Genomic DNA, 21,393 nt, shown 5'->3' with positions numbered 1-21,393 from the left:
CATTTAGCCCTTATAGGCAGACTATTGGATCCAATAACAACAATAGCCTCGAGGAGGTTGTCATGTTCCCGAAGAATGCCTGGTACGTTGCCTGCACGCCGGACGAGATCGATAACAAGCCATTGGGCCGCACCATCTGCGGCGAGTCGATGGTGTTCTACCGTGGCCCGGAAAACCGCGCCGTGGCCCTGGAAGACTTCTGTCCGCACCGTGGCGCGCCGTTGTCGTTGGGCTATGTCGAGGACGGCCTGCTGGTCTGTGGTTACCACGGTCTGGCCATGGGCTGCGACGGCAAGACCGCCGCCATGCCCAATCAGCGCGTGCAGCACTTTCCCTGCATTCGCCGCTTCGCGGTGATCGAGCGCTACGGTTTCATCTGGGTCTGGCCCGGTGACGAGGCGCTGGCCGACCCGGCGCAACTGCCGCATCTGGAATGGGCCGAAAGCCCCGAGTGGGCCTACGGTGGCGGCCTGTATCACATCGCCTGCGACTACCGGCTGATGGTCGACAATCTGATGGATCTGACCCACGAAACCTACGTGCATGCCAGCAGCATCGGCCAGAAGGAGATCGACGAGGCGCCGGTCAACACTCGCGTCGACGGCAGCGAGGTGATTACCAGCCGCTTCATGGAGAACATCTCCGCCCCGCCCTTCTGGCGTGCAGCGCTGCGCGCCAATGGTCTGGACGAAGATGCGTTGGTGGATCGCTGGCAGATCTGCCGCTTCACCCCGCCGAGTCATGTGCTGATCGAGGTGGGCGTGGCCATTGCCGGGCATGGTGGTTATGAAGCGCCCGATCAGTACAAGGCCAGCAGCATCGTGGTCGACTTCATCACCCCGGAGAACGACACCTCGATCTGGTACTTCTGGGGCATGGCGCGGCGCTTCAAGGTGGATGACGCCGAACTCACCGCACGCATCCGCGAAGGCCAGGGCAAGATTTTCAGCGAAGACCTGGAGATGCTCGAACGCCAGCAACGCAACCTGCTGCGTTACCCCGAACGCAATCTGCTCAAGCTCAATATCGACGCTGGCGGCGTGCAGGCACGGCGCATCATCGAGCGCCTGGTCAAGGCCGAGCAGGCTCAGGGCGAAGGGCAGATTCTGGCCAGGAGCGCATCATGATCGAGGTCATCATCCGCGCCATGCGTCTGGAAGCCGAGGGCATCCTCGGCCTGGAACTGGTGGCAGCCGATGGCGCACCGCTTCCGCCCTTCGAGGCCGGTGCGCATATCGACCTGCACCTGCCCAACGGGCTGATCCGCCAGTATTCGCTGTGCAACGACCCGCGCGAGCGCCACCGTTACCGCATCGCCGTATTGCGTGACGCTGCCTCGCGCGGCGGCTCGCAGGCCGTGCACGAATTGCTGCGCATCGGCCAGCGCCTGAGCATCAGCGCGCCGCGCAACCTGTTCGCTCTCAATGAGCAGGCGCCGCGCAGCCTGCTGCTGGCCGGAGGCATCGGCATCACCCCGCTGTTGTCCATGGCCTGGCGTCTGCACGCCATCGGCGCCGACTTCGCGCTGCACCAGTGCGTGCGCTCGACCAAGCTCGCTGCATTCGCTGAACGCCTGGCCAGCGCGCCCTTCGCCGCACGCACGCATCTGCATTGCGACGACGGCAGCGCCGAACAGAAGCTCGACCTGCCTGCCCTGCTCGCTGCCGAGCCAGCCGACAGCCAGCTCTATGTGTGTGGACCCAACGGTTTCATGGAATACGTGCTGGACAGCGCCCGCGCCCTAGGCTGGGCGGAAGAACGCCTGCACCGCGAATACTTCGCCGCGCCAGAGGCTGAGAGTGGCGGTGGCGCCTTCACCCTGCGCATCGCCAGCTCAGGTCTGGAGCTGCAGGTGCCGGAAGATCGCACCGCGCTGGAGGTACTGGAGGATGCCGGTTTCGACATTCCGGTGTCGTGCGGCCAGGGCATCTGCGGCACCTGCCTGACTCGAGTGGTGGATGGCCAGCCGGAGCATCGCGACCTGTTTCTCAGCGATGAGGAAAAGGCCCGTAACGACCAGTTCACTCCTTGCTGTTCGCGCTCGCGCAGTGCTTGCCTGGTGGTGGATCTGTAAACGCAGAGACGGCGCCCAATATGCGGCGCCGTCATCTCGGTATCTGGATACCCTCCAGACTGCCCTTTCACCAAAGCAACGATTTCAGGTGCGCAGGCCAGCGATGGCCTGGCGCAGTTGCTGCTCCAGTGTGGCCAGTGCCTGGCTGGCGCTCAGCGTCTGCTGATTGGCCTGTGCGGCGCGCTCGGCATCATGGCGAATCTGGCTGACATTGCGGCTCACCTCATCGGCCACGCAGCTCTGCTGCTCGGCACTGGCGGCGATTTGCTGGTTCATCTGTTCGCTAAGCGCCACCGCTGCGGTGATCTCGGCCAAGGCAACACCCGCCTGCTGAGCCCATGCGGCGGCCTGTTCACTCAAGTCACGGCAATCATGCATCTGCACCTGACTGTGCCGGGAGCCCTGCTGCAAAGCGTGGATCCGTGCCGCGATCTCGCGCGTCGAGGCCTGGGTGCGTGAGGCCAATGCCCGCACCTCATCGGCGACCACGGCGAAGCCACGTCCCTGCTGTCCGGCCCTGGCGGCTTCGATGGCGGCGTTGAGCGCCAGCAGATTGGTTTGCTCGGCAATCGCACTGATCACGTCCAGCACGCCATCGATACGCCCGATCTGTTGTTGCAGGTCATCCATCGCGGCCGCGCACTGGCCCATCTGCTCGGCCAGGTGCTGCACCTGTTGGCTCGCTTGCTGGCTCACCTGGGCGCCGTTGTGCGCGCACTGTTGCGCCTGGGTAGCGGCCTGCGATGCCTGCGCAGCATTGTGCGCCACGTGTTGCACGGTGGCGGCCATCTCATGCATGGCGGTGGCCGCTTGTTCGGTTTCCTGCCTCTGCCGTTGGGCGATGGCATTGCTCTGCGTGCTGAGTGCGGCCAAGGTGCCGCTGGCTTGCCCCAGGCCGGCAACGCCAGCGCCCATGCCCATGACCAGTTGCCGCAGCGTTGCGGCCATGGCCTGCATGGTGGTCATCAACTGGCCCAATTCATCCTTGCGGGTAGCGGCCAGGTCGACAGCGCCAAGGTCGCCTTCGGCGATGCGCCGGGCAAGCTGCAGGGTGCTGCGCAGAGGCGTCAGGATCAACCCACGAATGGTCAGCGATGCCACCAGCGCCAGCAGCACGATCACCGCTGCGCCGCTCAATTGCTCCAGCACCACCGCATCGCCGTGTGCCTGCATACGCGCACGCCCTTCGACGACGGCCTGCTCGACCGGCTGCATCAGCGCCTGCGCCTGCTGCTCCATGTGCTCGCCAGCCTGCCTGCTCAGGTCGCGACTCTGCAGGTAGCGCTCGAAGGCCTGGCGATAGGCTTGCAAGGCCTGCGACGCCGCCGCCAGGCTCTGCGCCGAGTTCTGGTCGACGCGCCCGTGGAGCAGCTCCAGCGCCGTATCCATGCCTTGCACCCGCTCGTGCCAGCGTGCCTGCACAGCCGCCTCACCGTTCTGTACGTAGGCAAATTCCAGGCTGCGCGCCACCAGCAGCTCACGCAGCAGGGTCGAGGCCTGCTCGGCCAGGCTCAGCGGGTCGGCGTCGAGCAGCACGCCGCCGTCCAGAGCACCGCGTACCTGATCGAGCATGTCCATCTGTACGGCCTCGAACTGCAGGCGCGCTTCGTCAGCCTGTTGCTCCATCTGCGCCTGCGCCTCGCGAGCCTCGCGCTGGCTGCTGATGAAGCCCTCAAACTGCGCGCGATAGCCGTCAAGCGCCGCGCGCAGTTGCCGCGACAGCCCATCGAGCGGCGACGCCGGCTCGCCCGAATGGGCAAACAAGCGCGCCTGCACGGCCTGTATCAGGCGCTCGACCTCGGCTAAGCGCGCAGGCTCGGGCTGCAGCGCATAAGCCTGCTGCGCGGCATGCATGTGCAACACCAGTTGATCGAGCGCCACCTGCTCGCCAACTTCACCGCTCTGCTTCAGCAGTGACGCCGTGGCTTGCAGCCCCTGGGCGATGGCCAGTACCGCAAGCAGGGAAACCAGGCCGAAGCCAACTACGAGTTTTTGCCCTACCGAGCAGTCGACGAAGCGCCGACCGATTTGCCTCAACATCCCGTTTGTCCTCAGCATCCCAATGAGCGCACAGGCCGCACTTGCCTGGCGATCACGCCTCTGCCATGGCAGGCCGCGACTCGGTGAAGGCGCCGCGCAGGCTGTCTTCGATCAGTTGCCAGGCCTGCTCGGCGCTGTCGTCCGGGCCCAGGTGGGTGAACATATGGTCACAGCCGACAAACATCCGCTCCTGCACGGCAACACCGGCCTCGCGCAGCTTGGCGGCATAGGCTTGGCCTTCCGCCCGCAAGACGTCGTACTCGGCGGTAATCAGCGTGGCAGGCGGCAGCCCGCGCAATTGCTCGACCGCGGCCAGCGCGGGTGAGGCCAGCGGATCGCGTGCCTGCGCCGGGTCGGCGAAATAGCAGCTCATGAAGAACTTCATCAGGCCGGGGGCCAGCAGCGGTTTGTCCAGCGGTGAGGTCTTGTCCTCGGCAGGCTCCACCAGATCCAGCGCGGCGTAGTCGATCACCTGATGCACCACGCGCAGACGCTGATGATTGCGCGCCAGGGCGGCAACACCGGCGGTCAGGTTGCCGCCGGCACTGTGCCCGCCAACAGCCATGCGCCAGGGGTCAATGCCCAGCTCAGTGGCGTTGTCCGCCAGCCACTCCAGCACTGCAAAACACTGGTTAAGCCCCGCCGGGAAGGGATGCTCGGGCGCCAGCACGTAGTCGAGATTGACCACCAGACAGCCCAGGTTGTGCGCCAGGCGCTGGCAGTAGCTGTCATCGTGCTCCGGCACGCCAGCGACGAAGCCGCCGCCGTGCAGGTTCAGGTAGACCGGCCGCGGTTGCTGACTTCCGGCCAGCGGCCAATAGAACAGCGCGCGAGCGCGCCCCTGCGGGGTGTCGATATAACGGGTCTGGCGCGCCTGCAGCGGATAGTCGGCACGGGCATACTCGAAGCTCGACTTCATCCGTCTGGCGAACGCGCGGAGCAATTTGGCGGCAAGGGTTTGCACAAGTTTCATCGCAGAGTTCTCATGGCATGGACGAACGATTGGGGGCAGCAGGCCGACGGATGCCCGTCGGCCTGCGCAGTTTCAGTCAGCCGCCTTGCGAGGACCACGCGGCAGCAACAGCCAGGCCAGCGCCGGCAGCAGGATCAGCGCGCCGAGCATGTTCACCAGGAACATGAAGGCCAGCAGGATGCCCATGTCGGCCTGGAACTTGATCGGCGAGAACACCCAGGTGGCGACGGCGATGGCCAGCGTCAGGCCGGTCAGCAGCACCACCTTGCCGGTGGCCAGCAGCGCGCCGTAGTAGGCCTCGACCAGGCTGTCGCCTTCCTTCATGCGCGCCAGCAGCACGCTGAGCACGTACAACGCGTAGTCGATGCCGATGCCCACACCGAGGGCGATCACTGGCAGCGTGGCCACTTTCACGCCCATGCCGAGGCCGACCATCAGCGCCTCGGCCAGCACCGAGGTGAGCATCAGCGGCAGGATCGCGGCGAGCACCGCGCGCCAGTTGCGGAAGGTGATCCAGCACAGCAGGATGACCGCGCCGTAGACCCAATAGAGCATCTCGTGCATGGCCTTTTCGACCACGATATTGGTGGCCGCTTCGATGCCGGCGCTGCCAGCGGCGAGCATGAATTTTACCTCCGGCAGCGACTGCTGGGCGATGAAGGCCTCGCTCTCAGCCACCACCCGCGACAGGGTCGCGGCCTTGTGGTCAGCCAGGTAGACGTAAAGCGACAGCAGCGAGCAGCCCTGGTTGAACAGCTCACGCGGGGCGCGCGTCTGCACCGCGCCCAGGGCGCCTTCGTTGGGCACCAGCTCGTACCATTTGAGGTTGCCCTCGTTGTAGCCGGCGCTGGCCATCTTGCTCAGGCTGGCCATGGAGTTGGTCGCCTCCACGCCCGGCAGTTGCTCCAGGCGCCAGGCCAGCTCATCCACTGCGGCCAGCGTGTTGTAGCGCGTGCACTGATCCTCGGGGGTGCGCACCATGATCACGAAGATGTCCGAGCTGGCCGCGTAATGCGCGTTCATGAAGGCGGCGTCGCGGTTGTAACGCGAGTCGGCGCGCAGCTCCGGCGCGCCGGGGTCAAGGTCGCCGATCTGCAGATGGCTGCCAACCAGCTTGCCGCCTATTGCCAGCACGGCGCCGACCAACAGCGCAGCCACCGCCCGGCGCGGCGTGGCAAAGCGCGACAGGCCAGTCCACAACGGATGCCGCTCGTGCCCGGCCTGCTGGTCACGCAGGCTACGCTGCGCCGCCTTGGCGCTGACGCCGGTGTAGCTGAGCAGCACCGGCAGCAGCACCAGGTTGGTCAGCACCAGCACGGCCACGCCGATGCTGGCGGTGATGGCCAGGTCGCGGATGACCTGAATGTCGATCACCCAGAGCACGGCAAAACCCACCGCATCGCTGATCAGCGCGGTCAGCCCGGCGAGGAACAGGCGGCGAAAGGTCATGCGTGCAGCGGCCAGGTTCGACAGGCCGCGGCCGATGTCCTGCATGATGCCGTTCATCTTCTGCGAGCCGTGGCTCATGCCGATGGCGAACACCAGGAACGGCACCAGGATCGAATAGGGATCGAGCGCGTAGCCCAACGACGCCAGCAACCCCACCTGCCAGAGCACGCCCACCAGCGAGCAGGCGACCACGGCGAAGGTGCTGCGCAGGCAACGGGTGTAGGCCAGCAGCATGGCCACGCTGACCAGCACGGCGATGACGAAGAACAGCGCCACCTGGCCCAGGCCTTCCAGCAGGTCGCCGACGATCTTCGAGAAGCCGGTGATGTGGATGCTCACGCCCTCGGCCTGGTACTTGGCGCGCAAGGCCTCCAGTTGTTGCGACAGCGCCGCGTAATCCAGCGCTTCGCCGGTCTGCGGGTTACGGTCGAGCAGCGGCAGGAAGATCACGCTGGAGCGCATGTCACCGGCCACCAGTTGGCCGATCTCGCCGGAGCGGGCGACGTTGGCGCGTACCTCGTCAAGGCTGGCGGGCGAGCCGTCGTAGCCGTCGGGGATCACCGTGCCGCCATCGAGGCCTTCTTCGGTCACCGCCGTCCAGCGCGTGGTCGGCGTCCACAGCGATTTCATGTAGGGCCGGTCGACGCCCGGCAGCAGGTACAGCTCGTCGTTCAGGCGCGCCAGGGTGTCGAGGTAGGCGGCGTTGAAGATGTCGCCCTCCTGAGTGGCCACGGCGATGCGCAGCACATTGCCGACGCCGCTCAGTTCGCTGCGCTCGGCGAGGAAGTTGGCGATGTAGGGATGCTGGGTCGGGATGGTTTTCTCGAAGCTGGCGTTGATGCCGATGCCGCGCGCCTGCCAGCCAAGCAGCAGGGTCAGCGCCAGGCACAGCAGGATCACCAGCAGACGGTGATTGAAGATCGCACGCTCGACGACATTGCCCGAACGCGGATCGAAAGCATCCAGATGCGTGGCCACGCTCGGCACGACATCGGCAGGATTCTCGAATTTCACTACGCACTCCTCAGGCGCGGCAAATGCCACGCCGAAACGGGATCACTCAGCGCTGGGCCGACTGTTCAGGGATTTGCCGCGCGGCGATACCACTCAGGCCGCCACTGGCGAGGCTGCCATCAGCGGCCTGGACGACGCTGGCCAGGCCCGGCGCCAGGCGCAGCGGCACGCTCTGCGCGCGGGCACTGCCAGGCTGCGCGACCAGCAGCTCACCGCCTTGCCCGGCCAGCAGCAAACGGCCGTCAGCCAGTTCCAGCGCGGCGGCAAGGGCCGACTCCACGCCGGTATCCAGCGCCTGCCAGGTTTCGCCACCATCGGCCGACCACCAGGCGTTGCCGCGCAGCCCATAGGCCAGCAGCCCATCACGGGCGGCGAGCAGGCCGAAGAAGCTGCCCTCGTAGGGCGATGGCAAGGCGGCGAAATGCTCACCGCCATCGCGCGAGCGCAGCAGCAGGCCACGCTCGCCGGCGATGTAGAGATCGCCGCGCCAGGCACGTATGGCGTAAAGGTTGAGTGCTTGCGGGTTGTCCAGGTGCTGCATCCAGCTCTGCCAGCTCTGGCCACCATCATCGGTACGCAGGATCAGGTTGTAGGCACCGACCAGATAGCCGACGCGCTCATTCAGGAAATACAGGTCGAGAAAGGGTTTGTCCGGGCCATCGGCAACCATCGCCTCGGCCTGTGCGATGGCATCCGCATCGCCCGAGGCCTGCGCTGCCTGCAGCACCCGATTGGCCGCCTGGATGCCATCGAGCTGCTTGCTCCAGGTTTCCCCGCCATCGCTGCTATGCAACACCACGCCGAGATGGCCGACCGCCCAGCCCTGCCGGGCATCGACGAATTGCACGGCGGTGAGGTTGACGCTGACCGGCACGTTAGCCTGGCGCCAACTGGCGCCATCGTCGTCCGACAGCAGGATGATGCCGCGCTCGCCGACTGCCACCAGGCGCTGCCCGGCACGAGCCAGGCCCAGCATCACACTGCGCTCGGCCTTGGCACTGTGCAGGGCCGGGCGCTCCAGCACGGCAGGGGCCGCTTGCACGGCCTGGGCGAAAACACCGGCCAGCAGCAGGACGAACCCGCCTAGCCCTTTCGCTAAGACTTTCATCGAAACCTCCTCGAAGGCCGGGGCGATACTGCCGCCCCGGTCGCTCGACTCAACGGATGCTGGAGTTGGCCATGGCATCAGGGGTGAAGAACGTGGCAGAAGGCCGATCGATCGCGTGATACTGCTCGTTCAGATCGTTGCTCGAGGAGTTGAGGAAGTAAGCCCCGGTGTCGAGGTTGTAGCTGCCCCACATCACCTGCGCAGTCAGGGCCGGCATGTCCGGTGCCAGCAGGGTCAGGCTGTACATCTGCCGGCCCAGGCGACCTTGTGCGTCGTAGCCGTCGACCAGCAGCACCTGCCAGGAGTCCTCGTCCACATAGTAGGTGCGGCGTGGTACGACGTGGCGCTTGCCGGCCTTGAGCGTGGCCTCGACCACCCAGACGCGGTGTTTCTCCCAGCGCACCAGATCCGGGTTGAGGAAGCGCGGCTGTACCAGATCATCACTCTTGGCCAGGCCGGCGCGATTGTTGTTGTAAGGCACCAGCAGTTCTTTCTTGCCCACCAGCTTGAGGTCGTAGCGGTCGGTGGGGCCGAAGATCATGAAGGCTTCGTCGAACAGGCCAACGCCGGAGGTGACGAAGTCCGGGGTGTCGTAGGCGATGTTCGGCGCGCGGCGTACGCGGCGCTGGCCGACTAGGTATTGCCAGGCGGCACGGGCGGCAGGGTCGACGTCCCAGTGAGTCATCAGACCTTCACCGGCTTTGGACGACGGCAACTCGGTGTACAGCTTGCCCCACTGGTACTTGCCGCCGAAGCTCTCCAGGTTGCCCTCCTTGAAGTAGTACGGGAACTGGTAGCTGAACTTGGCGCGAGTGGCCTGCACCTTCTTGCCACCGGCCGTCATCAGCCAGGTGTCGAACGGCGCGCTGATGGTGTCACCGCCCTGCCAGGACAGGCGGTAGTTCCACAGTACCTCGGTACCGTTCTGCGGAATCGGGAACGGAATGCCGCCGTAGGCACCACTGACCTTCTCGGTCGGCACGTCAACCTGGGCACGGGTGGCGTTGGCGAAGGTGTTGTCGTACACCCACTGCGGCGCGGCGGCGCTGCGATGGGTCGGGTACACATCCAGGCGGTAGTCGGGGTACTTGTTCAACAGCACCTTGGTGCCTTCGGCCAACTGCTCGGCGTACTGGCCCATATTGGCGGCGGTGATGCTGTACAGCGGCTTCTCGCCAGCGAAGGGATCGGCGCGTTTGTCGCCACTTTTATAGCCGGCCGGTGCCTGGGTGTAGCCGCCGTCCCAGGCCGGGATGCTGCCATCGGCATTGCCAGCGCGCTCGGCGCCCATGGGTGTGAGGTCAGTCTTCAGGCGCGCGGCCTGCTCGGGACTGACGGCCGCATGCGCCAGGCTGCCAGTGAGCAGGGCCAGGCTGCAGAGGGTGGAAATCAGTGTCTTGTTAGGCATGGTCATTACACCTGTTGTTGTTCTTAGAAAGTGGTCTTCACGTACAGCGAGACGAAGTCGCGGTCGGCCAGCGACTGGGCGTAGCTGAAGTCGCCGTCTTCGCGCAGGCCGGCCTCCGGGGCACCGAAGAAGTTCACGTAGTTCAAGCCCATCTCCCAGCGCTGCAGGTAGGTGGCCTTGAGGCCCACGCTCCAGTCACCGGAGTGGGTATTGCCGAAGCCGGACTTGCTGACCGCCGAGGAGCGGCCATCGAGTACCACGCCAAAGCCAACCGGCACGCTCAGATCCAAACCATCGGCGATCTGGAAGTACGCAGGCTCGGCCAGCACGCGCAGGGCCGTGGCATCGCGGGTGGTGTTGCTGTCCAGCGCGGCGCGGTTGTCAGTCACGCTCAAGGTGCGGTTCCACGCCAGCTCGGCGAGGATCGAGCCGCCATCCCACAGCGCCGACGGCGACAGCAGGTAGATGGTCGAGAGATTGACGTGTGCAGTGCGGCCCTTGGCGTAACGCGCATCGCCCTCGTTGTCCGCCGCCTGGCCGGGAGCGATCACCTGCAGGTTGCTGACCAGCGGCGCGTTCCAGCGCAGCGAGGCCTCGCCGGCGAAGTTGAAGTCACCATAGGCGGTGGAGAAACTGGCTCCGACGGTCTTGATGTCCTCGGCGAATACCTGCCGGTAGGACGAAAGTACGGGCGACGGCCCTGCAGCGTTGACGTAGCCGTACAGACCACTGGGCGCCTTGTCGTGGTACTGCGCGGCATACAGGCCCAGTTCCAGTTCGGTGTCTTCGGGCTTGAAGCGCAGTTGCACGCCGCCCTGGCCACTGTTCTTCGCCTCGATGTCGCTGGCATGTCGGGTCAGGCCACCGGTGACATCGGTCAGCGCGCCGGAGCCGTCGCCGATGGCGTCGTTGTCACTCAGGTAGCTGCCGGCGCCCGGCAGGTTGGAGCGCTCCCATTCGAACTGGTAGTAAGCGCCCACCGACAGCCGTGGCGTCAGTTGCAACTGCCCGGAGATCTGGTTGACCGGCCGCAGGATTTCCTTGAACTGCGTGCCTGGCACGCTGAGCAGCTTGACCACATCGGTTGGCCCCTGCGCGGCGCCGATGCCGTTGCCGCCGTAGAACAGGCTCTCGCCGTAAACCAGGCTGTGGCGGCCCAGGCGCAACACACCCTGCGAGCTTTCCCCCAGTTCGCCGCGCAGGTAGACGAAGGCATCCAGCAGTTCAGCATCACGCCCATGCAGGTCGCGGGTATCGGAGAGGAAATCCGGCTGATTGCTGCTGTCGGTGTCGTCGTTGTAGACCTGGTCGTACCAGGCCGCGCCACTGACGCGCAGGCCGTAGTTCTGGTGGCTCAGATCCATCTCGGAGAGGACGTCGAGGCGGTTGGAAACCAGCCCACGGCTGAAGTTACGGTCGCCCTGACTCTGGATCGAAGGAAACAACCCATTGGCTGTGGGCGCATTGGTGAGCCGGTCATCAGCCCCCTGCAGGCGCCAGGCCTGGCTGTACTTGATGGTGTTGTCCCAGCGCAGTTGCCAGTCGCTGTCGCCCAGATCGATCTGTGCGGCCATGGCCGGCACGCTACTGGCCAGACTGACGGCCAGGGCCAGCGAACGAACGCTGGTATTCGCTTGTGTGTGCTTCATGTCGTTCCTCATTGTTTTTGTTGTACGGACGCAATGGCTGCCGGGCAGGCAGCCGGTATCAGCGGGCATTGACTCCCGTGGATTCAGAGGTAGGTAGAAGCCAGGCCGCCATCGACCGGCAGGTTGACGCCGTTGATCCAGCGCGACTCCTCGGCACAGAGGAAGGCGATCACCGCCGCCACCTCATCGGCATAGGCCGGGCGCTTCATGCGGTGGGCATCGGCCTCGGTGCGCTGGCTGCCGAGCATGGCCACGAAGTCGCCGAGGATCGGCGTGAACACCGGCCCCGGTGCCACGCTGTTCATGCGCACCGAATGCGCCAGGAACCAGGGCTGCGCCTGGGTGATGCTCCAGACGATCAGCGCTTCCTTGAAGTACTGGTAGCAGGTCTGCGGTGGCACCGGGTTGGCAGCCAGCCAGGCTTCGCCAGCGGCGAACCCTTCGACGGCCGCCAGCGCCTTGTGCTGCTCCAGGCGCTCGGGCCACTGCGCGCCGAGGATCGAGGCGACGTTGACGATGCTGCCGCCGGCGTTGATGCGTGGCAGTACGGACTCGGTCAGGTGACGCAGGCCGAGGTAGTTGACCCGCGCCAGCAGGTGCGGGTTGGCCGTGCCGGGCACGCCGGCGATGTTGCACAGGCCGTCGAGCTGCGCCGGGAGCTGGGCCACGGCCTGGTCGATGCTGGCCGGGTGTTCCAGATCGATCTCGACGAAGCCGTCGAGGCTCATGTGCGGTTCGCTGCGATCCAGGCCGATCACCCGCGCGCCGTGGAAGCGCAGCAGGCGCGCGGTCTCGGCGCCGATACCGGAGGCGACACCGGTGACTGCCAGGGTCTTGCCTTGCAGGTTCATATTTCGCGTCCTCTTGTTCTTGTTGTGTTCGCTAAAAGGCTCGGTCAGAAGGGATAGCGCGGCGGCGTGTCCTTGACCGTGACCCACTGCCACTGGGTGTATTCGTCCCAGTCCGCCGGGCCGCCGACGTTGCCGCCGTTGCCGGAGTTGCCGCGCCCGCCGAAGGGGTTGATGCACTCGTCGGCCACGGTCTGGTCGTTGATATGCAGCAGGCCGCAGTGCAGGCGTTCGCCGATGGCCATGGCGCGCCCCAGCGAGGGCGAGATCACCGCAGCGGACAGCCCGTATTCGGTGGCGTTGGCCAGCTCGACCGCCTCGTCGTCGTCCTCGAACGGCACCACGCAGGCCACCGGACCGAAGATTTCCTCGTCGAAGGCACGCATGCCCGGGCGCACGCCAGAGAGCACGCTGGGCTTGTAGAACAGGCCCTCGTGCGGGCCGCCCACCTCCAGGCGCGCACCCGCGGCGACGCTGGCCTCGACGATCTGGCAGACCCGCGCATGCTGGCGTTCGTTGATCAGCGGGCCGAGATGCGCTTCGCCACGGGCGGCGTTGCCCACCGTCAGGGCGCGAGCCTTTTCCACCAGCAGGCGGGTCAGTTCGTCGGCAATCGAGGCATGCGCGAGGATGCGTCCGCTGGCCATGCAGATCTGCCCCTGGTGCAGCCAGGCGCCCCAGGCGGCGTTGCTGGCGGCCAATTCCAGGTCGGCATCTTCCAGCACGATCAGTGAGTTCTTGCCGCCCAGCTCCAGAGCGACCTTCTTCAACGTGCGCCCGGCCGTTTCGGCCACCTTGCGCCCGGCGGCGGTGGAGCCGGTGAAGGCGATCATCTTCACCTGCGGGTTCTCGCACAGCGCCACACCGGCCTCGGCCTGCCCCGGCAGCACCTGCAACAGGCCATGCGGCAAACCGGCAGCCTCGAACAGGCGGGCAATGAGAAAGCCGCCACTGACCGGCGTTTGCGGATCCGGCTTGAGCACCACGGCATTACCGGCAGCCAGCGCCGGCGCCACCGAACGCAGCGACAACACCAGAGGGAAGTTGAACGGCGAGATCACCCCGACCACGCCATGCGGCACACGCCGCGCATAGGACAGGCGCCCAGCCTCGCTCGGCAGCACCAGGCCATGGCCCTGCGACAGCAGCCCAGCCGCCTGGTGCAGCAGCACGATGGCCTCGCGCACCTCATGGCTGCCCTTGAGCACGCTACCGCCGGTTTCCCGCGCGACGAACAGCGCCAGCTCGGCGAAGTGCGCCTCAGCCTGGTCGGCCGCGCGGCGGAAGATCAGCGCCTTGTCGCGCGGGCCCAGGGCATGCCAGGCCGGTTGCGCCTTGCTTGCGGCGGCACAGGCGATGCGCATGTCTTCGGCATTGGCCAGGCCGGTGCTGGTCAGTTGGGTGTTGGTCGCGGGTTCGCGCACCGGGTTGACGCCACCAAGCGGGCTGATCCAGCCGCCATTGAAAATCTTCTCGCGCCACTGCGCTTCACGCAGGAAACCGGCCTCTTTGACTGCGGACATATCGCACTCCGATGTTCTTGTACTTGTGGAGGGCGGCACTCGCTGCGTCGCTCACGAGCCCTGCCCTGCCAGCACTAGAGCAAGCGCTGTGCCCAGTCTTTACGCGCATCTCACGCGAGGCTCTAACCCGGGGCTTGCAAGGTATCGAGGGGGATTTTTACGAGGTCGACGCAACGCTGCGAATTACGCAAATGATCAAAGTTATGCTAATTAACCATTAATCCTTTGATCATTTGATGAAGCGAGGCGTTGACCATGGAGATGCCCAAACACCTGTTCAGCGACTTCGCCCAGGGCAAGGATCCCAGCCCGCTGCGTGGCGACAGCTCGCAGTTGCAGCAGGATCAGTCACCGACCACGGCGGAACTGGCCGAGTGCCTGTTCTTCTCCCCCAGTGACGGGCGCATCTGGCTCAATGATCAGCGCATGCTGCTGATGCACGGCTCCTCCTTCGGCGCGCTGCGCCGCGAGTTCATCGACGGCCTCGGCCTGGAGCGTGCGCGCGGCTTGTTCACCCGCACCGGCTACCAGTCCGGCGCACGCGATGCGCACCTGATCCGCACGCGCTGGCCGCAGGCCGACCGCACCGCGGTGTTTTTCGCCGGCACCCGCCTGCACACCCTCGAAGGCATGACCAAGGTGGAGCCGCTGCACTTCAAGTTCGACGCCGATGTCGGCCTCTACGAAGGTGAATTTCTCTGGCACCACTCCTGCGAGGCAGACGAGCACATCGCCGCCTACGGCATCGGCCAGGACTCGGCCTGCTGGACCGAGATCGGCTACGCCACCGGCTACGTCAGCGGCCTGTTCGGGCGTCTGGTGATCTTCCGCGAAGTGGAATGCCGGGCCATGGGCCACAAGGTCTGCCGGGTGATCGGCAAGACCGCCGAGCAGTGGGGCGATGTCAGCGCCGACCTCGCCCTGCTCTATGCCAATGCCACCCCGGCACCGGCCAACAGCCAGGCAACGGTGCCGATGCGCAGCAGCCCGAGCGAGCCGGGCGAGTTGATCCCGATTGGCGCCAGCGCCGCGTTCACCGCCGCCCGCCATGCCCTGCAACGGGTGGCGCCAACGCCCGCCACGGTGCTGATCGGCGGCGAATCCGGCGCCGGCAAGGAGCTGTTCGCCCGTGAGCTGCACCGCCTCAGCCCCAGGCGCGAACAGCCGTTCGTGGCGCTCAACTGCGCCGCCATCCCGGAAAACCTGATCGAGGCCGAGCTGTTCGGCGTCGAGCGCGGCGCCTTCACCGGCGCCAGCCATTCACGCCCCGGGCGCTTCGAGCGGGCCCATGGCGGCACCCTGTTCCTCGACGAGATCGCCAGCCTCAGCCTGCCCGGCCAGGGCAAGCTGCTGCGCGCCCTGCAGGAGCGCGAGGTGGAGCGCGTCGGTGGCGGTCAGCCGATCCGCGTGGACGTGCGCGTGGTCGCCGCCACCAACGTCGACCTGCGCCAGGAAGTGCAGGCCGGACGCTTTCGCGAAGACCTGTTCTACCGCCTCAATGTCTACCCCATCAGCCTGCCGCCACTGCGCGAACGGCGCGACGACATTCCGCTGCTGGTCGATGCCTTCCTCGGCCGCTATTGCCGTGAATACCAGCGCACGCCCGCCGGGCTGACCATGCGCGCGCTCAAGGCACTGCTGCTGTACGACTTCCCCGGCAATGTGCGCGAGTTGCAGAACCTGATCGAGCGTGGCCTGATCGCCAGCGACGAAGGCCGCCCCATCGACATCCTGCACCTGTTCCACAACGAACCGCTGCCGCCGCAGTTGTACTCGTTGAGCAAGAGCGGCACCCTCTCCAACAGCACGGATAGCGATGCAAACGGCCCGGACAACCTGCTCGAACAGCTCCAGCAACTGCATATCGAGCCAGATATCGAGCGCCTGGAACGGCGCCTGCTCGATGACGCATTGAACAAGGCCGAGGGCAATCTGGCTGCCGCCGCACGCCTGCTCGGCCTGACCCGCGCGCAGTTCGCCTACCGCCTGAAGAAGCACGGCGTGCAGCCAACCATGCGGAATTAGTGCTGGCATCCTGGGATTGCAGCCAGCAGAATAATTAACTCGCTTAACTTAAAGATGATCAATACAGAGACCATGGCCAAGACACCCGAACCGAGCGAAACGACCCTCAACCCGGCGCTGCTCGACCAGGCTCTGGAGAGCTACCTCGGCTACGTGCTGCGCCGCGCGCAAATGAAGGTCTTCCAGCACCTGGCGACACATCTGGAAGCCTTCGACCTGCGCCCCGCGCAGTTCACCGCCCTGATGATCATCGAACAGCACCCCGGCCTGATGCAGGCCGAACTGGCCCGTGCCCTGGCCATCGAGCCGCCGCAAGCGGTGGTGCTGGTCAACAAGCTGGAGAAGCTCGGCCTGGCCATGCGTGTGCGTTGCAAACCGGACAAACGCTCCTACGGCCTGTTCCTGAGCAAAGTCGGTGAAGTGCGCCTGAAGGAACTCAAGCAACTGGCCGCGCAGAGCGACCTCGACTCCACCGCCGCGCTCGACGGCCAGGAGCGCGAGCAACTGCTGCACCTGCTGCGCAAGCTCTATCGCGCCTAACCGCTCCTCGCCACGCGGCCTCTTCTGCGCCGGCAGCCTTGGCCACCGGGGCGCATGGCCCTTTATGCGCAGTTGAAAGCGCCCCTCCCTGCATCACGCGCCTCTTGCCGTGCTGATGGTCTGCAAAGCACTACGCTGAGCTACGCCGACTCGCAACTTTCGACCTTGAGCTAAGATTCACTTAAGAAGCCTCCGGATATCATATAGCCATCATTCCGTTCTCTCCCTTATCCGGGAAGTAGGAGCACGCGCCATGCAACAGGGCTCGAAAGTCACCCTTCGGACGTGGATATGGAGAGCCTTCGTACAAACAGCACTGATCCCGTTGTTCCTAGTGGAAACGGTGCTCATCTCCGTTTATCTGCTGACCAACGCCTCGATCCGTGACACCCAGGTCGACCACCTGCGTCAGACCGCCCTGGTCGACCTGCAGGCGGCGGCCAACCAGGAAGCGTCGCTGGTGCAAAGCGAGCTGACCCATATCGCACGCTTGACCGGCATCTACACCGCGCTGACCCAGGATGCCCTGACCGACACCAACACGGTCGCCCCCGCGCAGCTGTCCATCACGCCCAGCGGCGTACGCCATAGCCAACGCGACGATGGCGGCGCCGCCTCCTTTTACTCCAACGCCACGCCGCTTGACCGCCAGGATCTGAGCAAGGTCGCTCACCTCAGGGAGCTTGATCCCTTCATGCGTGAAACGGTGCGCAACAACCCGTTGATCGCCAGCATCTACTTCAACAGTTGGGACAGCTACAACCGCATCTACCCCTGGTTCGACACGCCGGCGCAGTACCCGCACGACATGGTGATACCGGACTACAACTTCTATTACCTGGCCGATGCCAAGCACAACCCCGATCGCCAGGTGGTCTGGACCGATGTCTACCTCGACCCGGCCGGGCAAGGCTGGATGATGTCCTCCATCGCCCCGGTGTACCGCGAGAACTTCCTCGAAGGCGTGGTTGGCCTGGACATCACCGTCGGCAAGCTGCTCGAGCACATCCAGCAACTGGCGGTGCCCTGGGGCGGCTACGCGGTGATCGTCAGCGACGAGATGAACATCATGGCGCTGCCACCGTCGGGGGAGCGTGATTTCGGCCTGGATGAGCTGACCACACATTCCTATGACGAAGCCATCAGCTCCGAGCAGTTCAAGCCTGAAGACTTCAACCTACGCAAACGTGCCGACACCGCCGCCCTGGCCAACACCATGCAAACGCAACCCAGTGGCGTCGTCGCCATGCCGTTCGACGGCCAGCAGAAACTGGTGGCCTGGGCGCTGATCCCTTCGACCAACTGGCACCTGCTGACAGTGGTGGACGAAGACGCAATCTTCAGCCAGACCAACGACCTGGCGCTCTACTACCGCAACATCGGCTATCTGCTGATCGCCGGGCTGGTGCTGTTCTACCTGGTGTTCTTCGCCGTGATGTGGAGCCGTATCCGCATTCTCACCGAGCGCCTGCGCGCGCCGATCGGCGGCATCGTCGGCATGCTGCGCGAAATCGGCAAGAGCAACTGGCGACCCAAGCGCCCCGAAACCCATATCAGCGAGCTGGCGTCCATCGTCGAGGATGTCGAGCAGATGGGGCTGAAGCTCGAACTCAGTGCCTCGCAACTGCAGCGCGCCAGCCATGAGGCGCAGGAGGCCAGCCGGGCCAAGAGCCAGTTCATCTCCAGCATGAGCCACGAGCTGCGCACCCCCCTGAACGCCATCATGGGCTTCGCTCAGTTGATGCGCATGCAGGGCGCCAAACCGGCAGCCAACGCACCCGACTACCTGGAGGAAATCCTCCTCGCCAGCCGCCACCTCAACCAGTTGGTCGGCGACATCCTCGACTGGTCCAGCCTGCAAAGCGAGCAGCCGCGACTGGACATGCAGCCGGTCGATGCCGTGGCGCTGATGCGCGAATGCGCCGACATGGTCGCGCCGGAGGTGGAAGCCCATGGCCTGACCCTGAAGCTGGATTTGCCCGACAAGCCGCTGACAGTGGTGGCCGACCCACGACGCCTGCGCCAGGTGCTGCTCAACCTGCTGTCCAACGCCATCAAGTACACACCAGCCGGGCACGTCACCCTAGCGTGCAGCGAACACGGCGAGCGCGTGCGCCTGAGCGTCATCGACACCGGCATGGGTATCGCCCGTGAGCTCCAGCCACTGCTGTTCGAGCCGTTCCAGCGCCTGGGCCAGGAGAATGGTTCGATTCAGGGCACCGGTATCGGCCTGTCGCTGTGCAAGGAGTACGCGGCGCTGATGAAGGCCGAGGTCGGCCTGACCAGCGAGCCGGGCCAGGGCAGCCACTTCTGGATCGAACTGAGCCGCCATCGCCCGAACACCCGTAAGGCCAAGGCGACGGCTGCAGCCCCTCGCGCCAGCATCTACCACGGTGACAACGATGCGCAGAACCGCAGCATCGTCAGCCAGGTTCTGGCCGAGCGTGACCTGCAACAGTTCGATGACGGTGCAGCGCTGCTCGACGCCCTGCGCGACAAACGCCCCGATCTGCTGTTGCTCAGCGTCGACATGCATGGCCTGGATGGCCGTGAAGTGCTGCGAGCGATTCAGCGCACCCCCGAACTGGCCGACCTGCCGGTGGTGCTGCTGAGCCGCGAAGAGCAACTACAAGAACTGGTTACCCTCGGCGCCAGCGCGTTGCTCGCCGTTCCCCTCGACCCAGCCGACCTGCGCCAGTTGGTCAATGCCCTGGCACCTCCGGAGAATCCCCATGCTGTCTAAAGACTTCAGCACCTCACGCGTGGTCATCGTCGATGACGTTGTTGCCAACAGCCGTCTGCTGGAGTCGAGCCTCAAGGCCTTTGGCCTGCGCGATACCCTGAGCTTCTCCGACTCGGCCGCTGCGCTCGACTGGTTGCGCCACAACAGCTGGAACCTGCTGCTGCTCGACCTGGACATGCCGGCGCCCAGCGGCTTCGACATCCTGCGCGCCCTCGCCGGGCGTGATCGCAGCACCAACCCGATCATCATCATCACCGCGCTGGGCGACACGGCCAACCGCCGCACCGGTCTTGAGCTGGGCGCCAACGACTACCTGTGCAAACCGGTCGACCTGCCCGAAGTCATCCTGCGGGTGCGCAGCAACCTGCAATTGAGCCACGCCAGCATGGCCCTGCAGGAGTCCAACGTGCTGCTGGAAAACCGCGTCCGCGAACGGACCGCACAGCTCGCCAATAGCTACGGCTCAGTGGTGCGCACCTTGTCGCGCGCCGCCGCCTACCGCGATAACGAAACCGGCAACCACATCCGCCGCATCGGCGAGTCGGCGGCGCTGATCGCCCGCGCCTACAGCATGGACGATCACTGGGTCGAGCTGATCCGCCAGGCAGCGCCGATGCACGATGTCGGCAAGATCGGCATTGCCGACAACATTCTGCTCAAGCCTGGCCCGCTCACGGCAGAAGAGCGCACGCTGATGCAAACCCACCCGGCCATCGGCCACGCCATCCTCAGCGACGAACACCCCTCGGAGCTGACCAACCTGGCGGCGGAAATCGCCCTGAACCACCACGAGAAATGGGACGGCAGCGGTTACCCGCAGGGGCTCAGCGGCGAACAGATTCCGCTGTCGGGGCGCATCGTCGCCATTTGCGACGTCTACGACGCCCTGCGCATGCCACGCCCCTACAAACAACCGTGGTCGTGCGAAGACTCGCAGCGCTACATCCACGAGCAGGCCGGCAAGCACTTCGATCCGTTGCTGGTCGCGATCACCGAGGGGCTCTACGAGCAGATCGAAGCGTTGCAGCGTGACCTCAGCGACCTCGCGCAAGGAGGCTGATTTCCCCTCGTACACACTCGGTTTCCGCAGTTATGGCCGTAACCCATTCCACGTACGAGTATTGCCGCTATGAACCTCCGTTCGCTCTCCATCGCACCACGGGCCGCACTGGGTTTCGGCCTGATCGCCCTACTGGTATTCCTCCTCGGAGGCTTCGCACTGCTGCTGATGGCCAGCATGCACGAGCGATCCGGCGAGGTCGAAGAGAACTGGGTGCCTAGCCTCAATGCACTCAACGACGTGACCCAATCGATCATGCGCCTGCAAGCCAGCACCCTGCGTGCAGTACTGACCGAGGACAACGCCCATCTGCAGACCAGCGTGACGCAGGCACAGCAGTTGCGCAGCACCCTGCAGGATCGGCAGCAGGTCTATGAAAAGCTCATCAGTTCCGAGCAGGAACGCAGCCAGTACCAGCGTTTCAAACAACTCGAGAGCGACTATCTGCAAGCCCAGTCCCAGGTGCTCGAACGCGCTCAGGCGGGCGACCACAAAGCCGCCAGCACCCTGGTCGAAGGCGATCTGAACAGCCATGCCGACCAGATGGTCACGGCCCTCAATGACCTGATCGTGCAGAACCGTGACGGCGCCAGCGCGGCGGCCAAGGCATCCAGCGCCATCTATGACCGGGCACTCAGCGGTACCCTGGCCGTCATGGCGCTGGCCGCCGTCGCCACGCTGCTGCTCGCCACTCTACTGACACGCAGCATCGCGCGCCCACTGGCAGATGCCGTGGAGGTTGCCAACTCGGTGGCAGCTGGCGACCTTAACCGCATCATTGATGCACAGGGCAACGACGAGCCGGCCAAACTACTGCAAGCCCTCAAAGGCATGCAGGGCAACCTGCGCAGTACCATCGAGCAGATCGCCGATGCCTCCAACCAACTTGTAAGTTGTTCCACACCTGCTCCAGACCGCCAGTGACTAGATCTCCAGATC

At 65.2% G+C, this 21,393-nt stretch carries 15 protein-coding genes and 1 pseudogene; 7 read left to right on the top strand and 9 right to left on the bottom strand.

What is annotated here, in order from left to right; genetic code table 11:
* Positions 1-62 precede the first annotated feature (62 nt).
* Positions 63-1,127 (top strand): Rieske 2Fe-2S domain-containing protein, encoded by a 1,065-nt coding sequence (locus tag ACODS1_RS08940; RefSeq protein ID WP_489085358.1) that lies wholly within the window; start codon positions 63-65, stop codon positions 1,125-1,127.
* Complete coding sequence (locus tag ACODS1_RS08935) at positions 1,124-2,074, top strand: PDR/VanB family oxidoreductase (protein ID WP_489085357.1); 951 nt, start codon at positions 1,124-1,126, stop codon at positions 2,072-2,074. The genes ACODS1_RS08940 and ACODS1_RS08935 overlap by 4 nt, the downstream gene beginning before the upstream one ends.
* Positions 2,075-2,158: 84 nt before the next feature.
* Here ACODS1_RS08935 and ACODS1_RS08930 read toward each other — a convergent pair whose 3' ends face one another.
* The 9 genes and pseudogenes from ACODS1_RS08930 to ACODS1_RS08890 form a co-directional block, all read right to left on the bottom strand.
* The gene (locus ACODS1_RS08930; RefSeq protein ID WP_489085488.1) at positions 2,159-2,989 is read right to left on the bottom strand and encodes a methyl-accepting chemotaxis protein; all 831 of its coding nucleotides are present in this window, start codon (positions 2,987-2,989) and stop codon (positions 2,159-2,161) included.
* A gap of 24 nt (positions 2,990-3,013) precedes the next feature.
* Positions 3,014-3,247 (bottom strand): annotated as a pseudogene (locus tag ACODS1_RS08925) (HAMP domain-containing protein); the annotation flags it as partial.
* 919 nt (positions 3,248-4,166) lie between these two features.
* Positions 4,167-5,087 carry an alpha/beta hydrolase gene (locus tag ACODS1_RS08920; RefSeq protein WP_489085356.1) on the bottom strand — a complete coding sequence of 307 codons (921 nt, stop codon included), beginning with the start codon at positions 5,085-5,087 and terminating at the stop codon, positions 4,167-4,169.
* A 72-nt stretch (positions 5,088-5,159) separates the two neighbouring features.
* Entirely contained in the window at positions 5,160-7,550 is a 2,391-nt protein-coding gene (locus ACODS1_RS08915) for an efflux RND transporter permease subunit (protein WP_489085355.1), read from the bottom strand.
* A gap of 46 nt (positions 7,551-7,596) precedes the next feature.
* The gene (locus ACODS1_RS08910; RefSeq protein WP_322982107.1) at positions 7,597-8,658 is read right to left on the bottom strand and encodes a WD40/YVTN/BNR-like repeat-containing protein; all 1,062 of its coding nucleotides are present in this window, start codon (positions 8,656-8,658) and stop codon (positions 7,597-7,599) included.
* A gap of 49 nt (positions 8,659-8,707) precedes the next feature.
* A complete protein-coding gene (locus tag ACODS1_RS08905; protein ID WP_489085354.1) occupies positions 8,708-10,072 on the bottom strand; it encodes a DUF1329 domain-containing protein in 1,365 nt (454 codons plus the stop codon).
* A 17-nt stretch (positions 10,073-10,089) separates the two neighbouring features.
* Positions 10,090-11,715 carry a DUF1302 domain-containing protein gene (locus ACODS1_RS08900; RefSeq protein WP_489085353.1) on the bottom strand — a complete coding sequence of 542 codons (1,626 nt, stop codon included), beginning with the start codon at positions 11,713-11,715 and terminating at the stop codon, positions 10,090-10,092.
* 83 nt (positions 11,716-11,798) lie between these two features.
* On the bottom strand, positions 11,799-12,566 hold the full coding sequence (locus tag ACODS1_RS08895; protein ID WP_322982104.1) for a coniferyl-alcohol dehydrogenase: 768 nt from the start codon (positions 12,564-12,566) through the stop codon (positions 11,799-11,801).
* 44 nt (positions 12,567-12,610) lie between these two features.
* Positions 12,611-14,086, bottom strand: a complete 1,476-nt coding sequence (locus ACODS1_RS08890) for a benzaldehyde dehydrogenase (protein WP_489085352.1) — start codon at positions 14,084-14,086, stop codon at positions 12,611-12,613.
* Between the two features lie 255 nt (positions 14,087-14,341).
* Between ACODS1_RS08890 and ACODS1_RS08885 the strand changes: the two genes are divergently transcribed.
* From ACODS1_RS08885 to ACODS1_RS08865, 5 genes are all read left to right on the top strand, one after another.
* Positions 14,342-16,111 carry a sigma 54-interacting transcriptional regulator gene (locus ACODS1_RS08885; protein ID WP_489085351.1) on the top strand — a complete coding sequence of 590 codons (1,770 nt, stop codon included), beginning with the start codon at positions 14,342-14,344 and terminating at the stop codon, positions 16,109-16,111.
* Between the two features lie 72 nt (positions 16,112-16,183).
* Positions 16,184-16,651, top strand: a complete 468-nt coding sequence (locus ACODS1_RS08880) for a MarR family winged helix-turn-helix transcriptional regulator (RefSeq protein ID WP_489085350.1) — start codon at positions 16,184-16,186, stop codon at positions 16,649-16,651.
* Positions 16,652-16,904: 253 nt separating this feature from the next.
* Positions 16,905-19,394 (top strand): ATP-binding protein, encoded by a 2,490-nt coding sequence (locus ACODS1_RS08875; RefSeq protein ID WP_489085349.1) that lies wholly within the window; start codon positions 16,905-16,907, stop codon positions 19,392-19,394.
* Positions 19,384-20,454, top strand: coding sequence for an HD domain-containing phosphohydrolase (locus tag ACODS1_RS08870; protein ID WP_489085348.1), 1,071 nt, complete (start codon positions 19,384-19,386; stop codon positions 20,452-20,454). The genes ACODS1_RS08875 and ACODS1_RS08870 overlap by 11 nt, the downstream gene beginning before the upstream one ends.
* A gap of 69 nt (positions 20,455-20,523) precedes the next feature.
* Positions 20,524-21,378, top strand: coding sequence for an MCP four helix bundle domain-containing protein (locus ACODS1_RS08865; RefSeq protein ID WP_489085347.1), 855 nt, complete (start codon positions 20,524-20,526; stop codon positions 21,376-21,378).
* The last annotated feature ends 15 nt before the right edge of the window (positions 21,379-21,393 follow it).

It is taken from the genome of Pseudomonas sp. FG29 (genome assembly GCF_057809355.1).
Note: the sequence above shows the minus strand (reverse complement) of the source record. Positions and strands in the feature narration are given on the sequence as shown.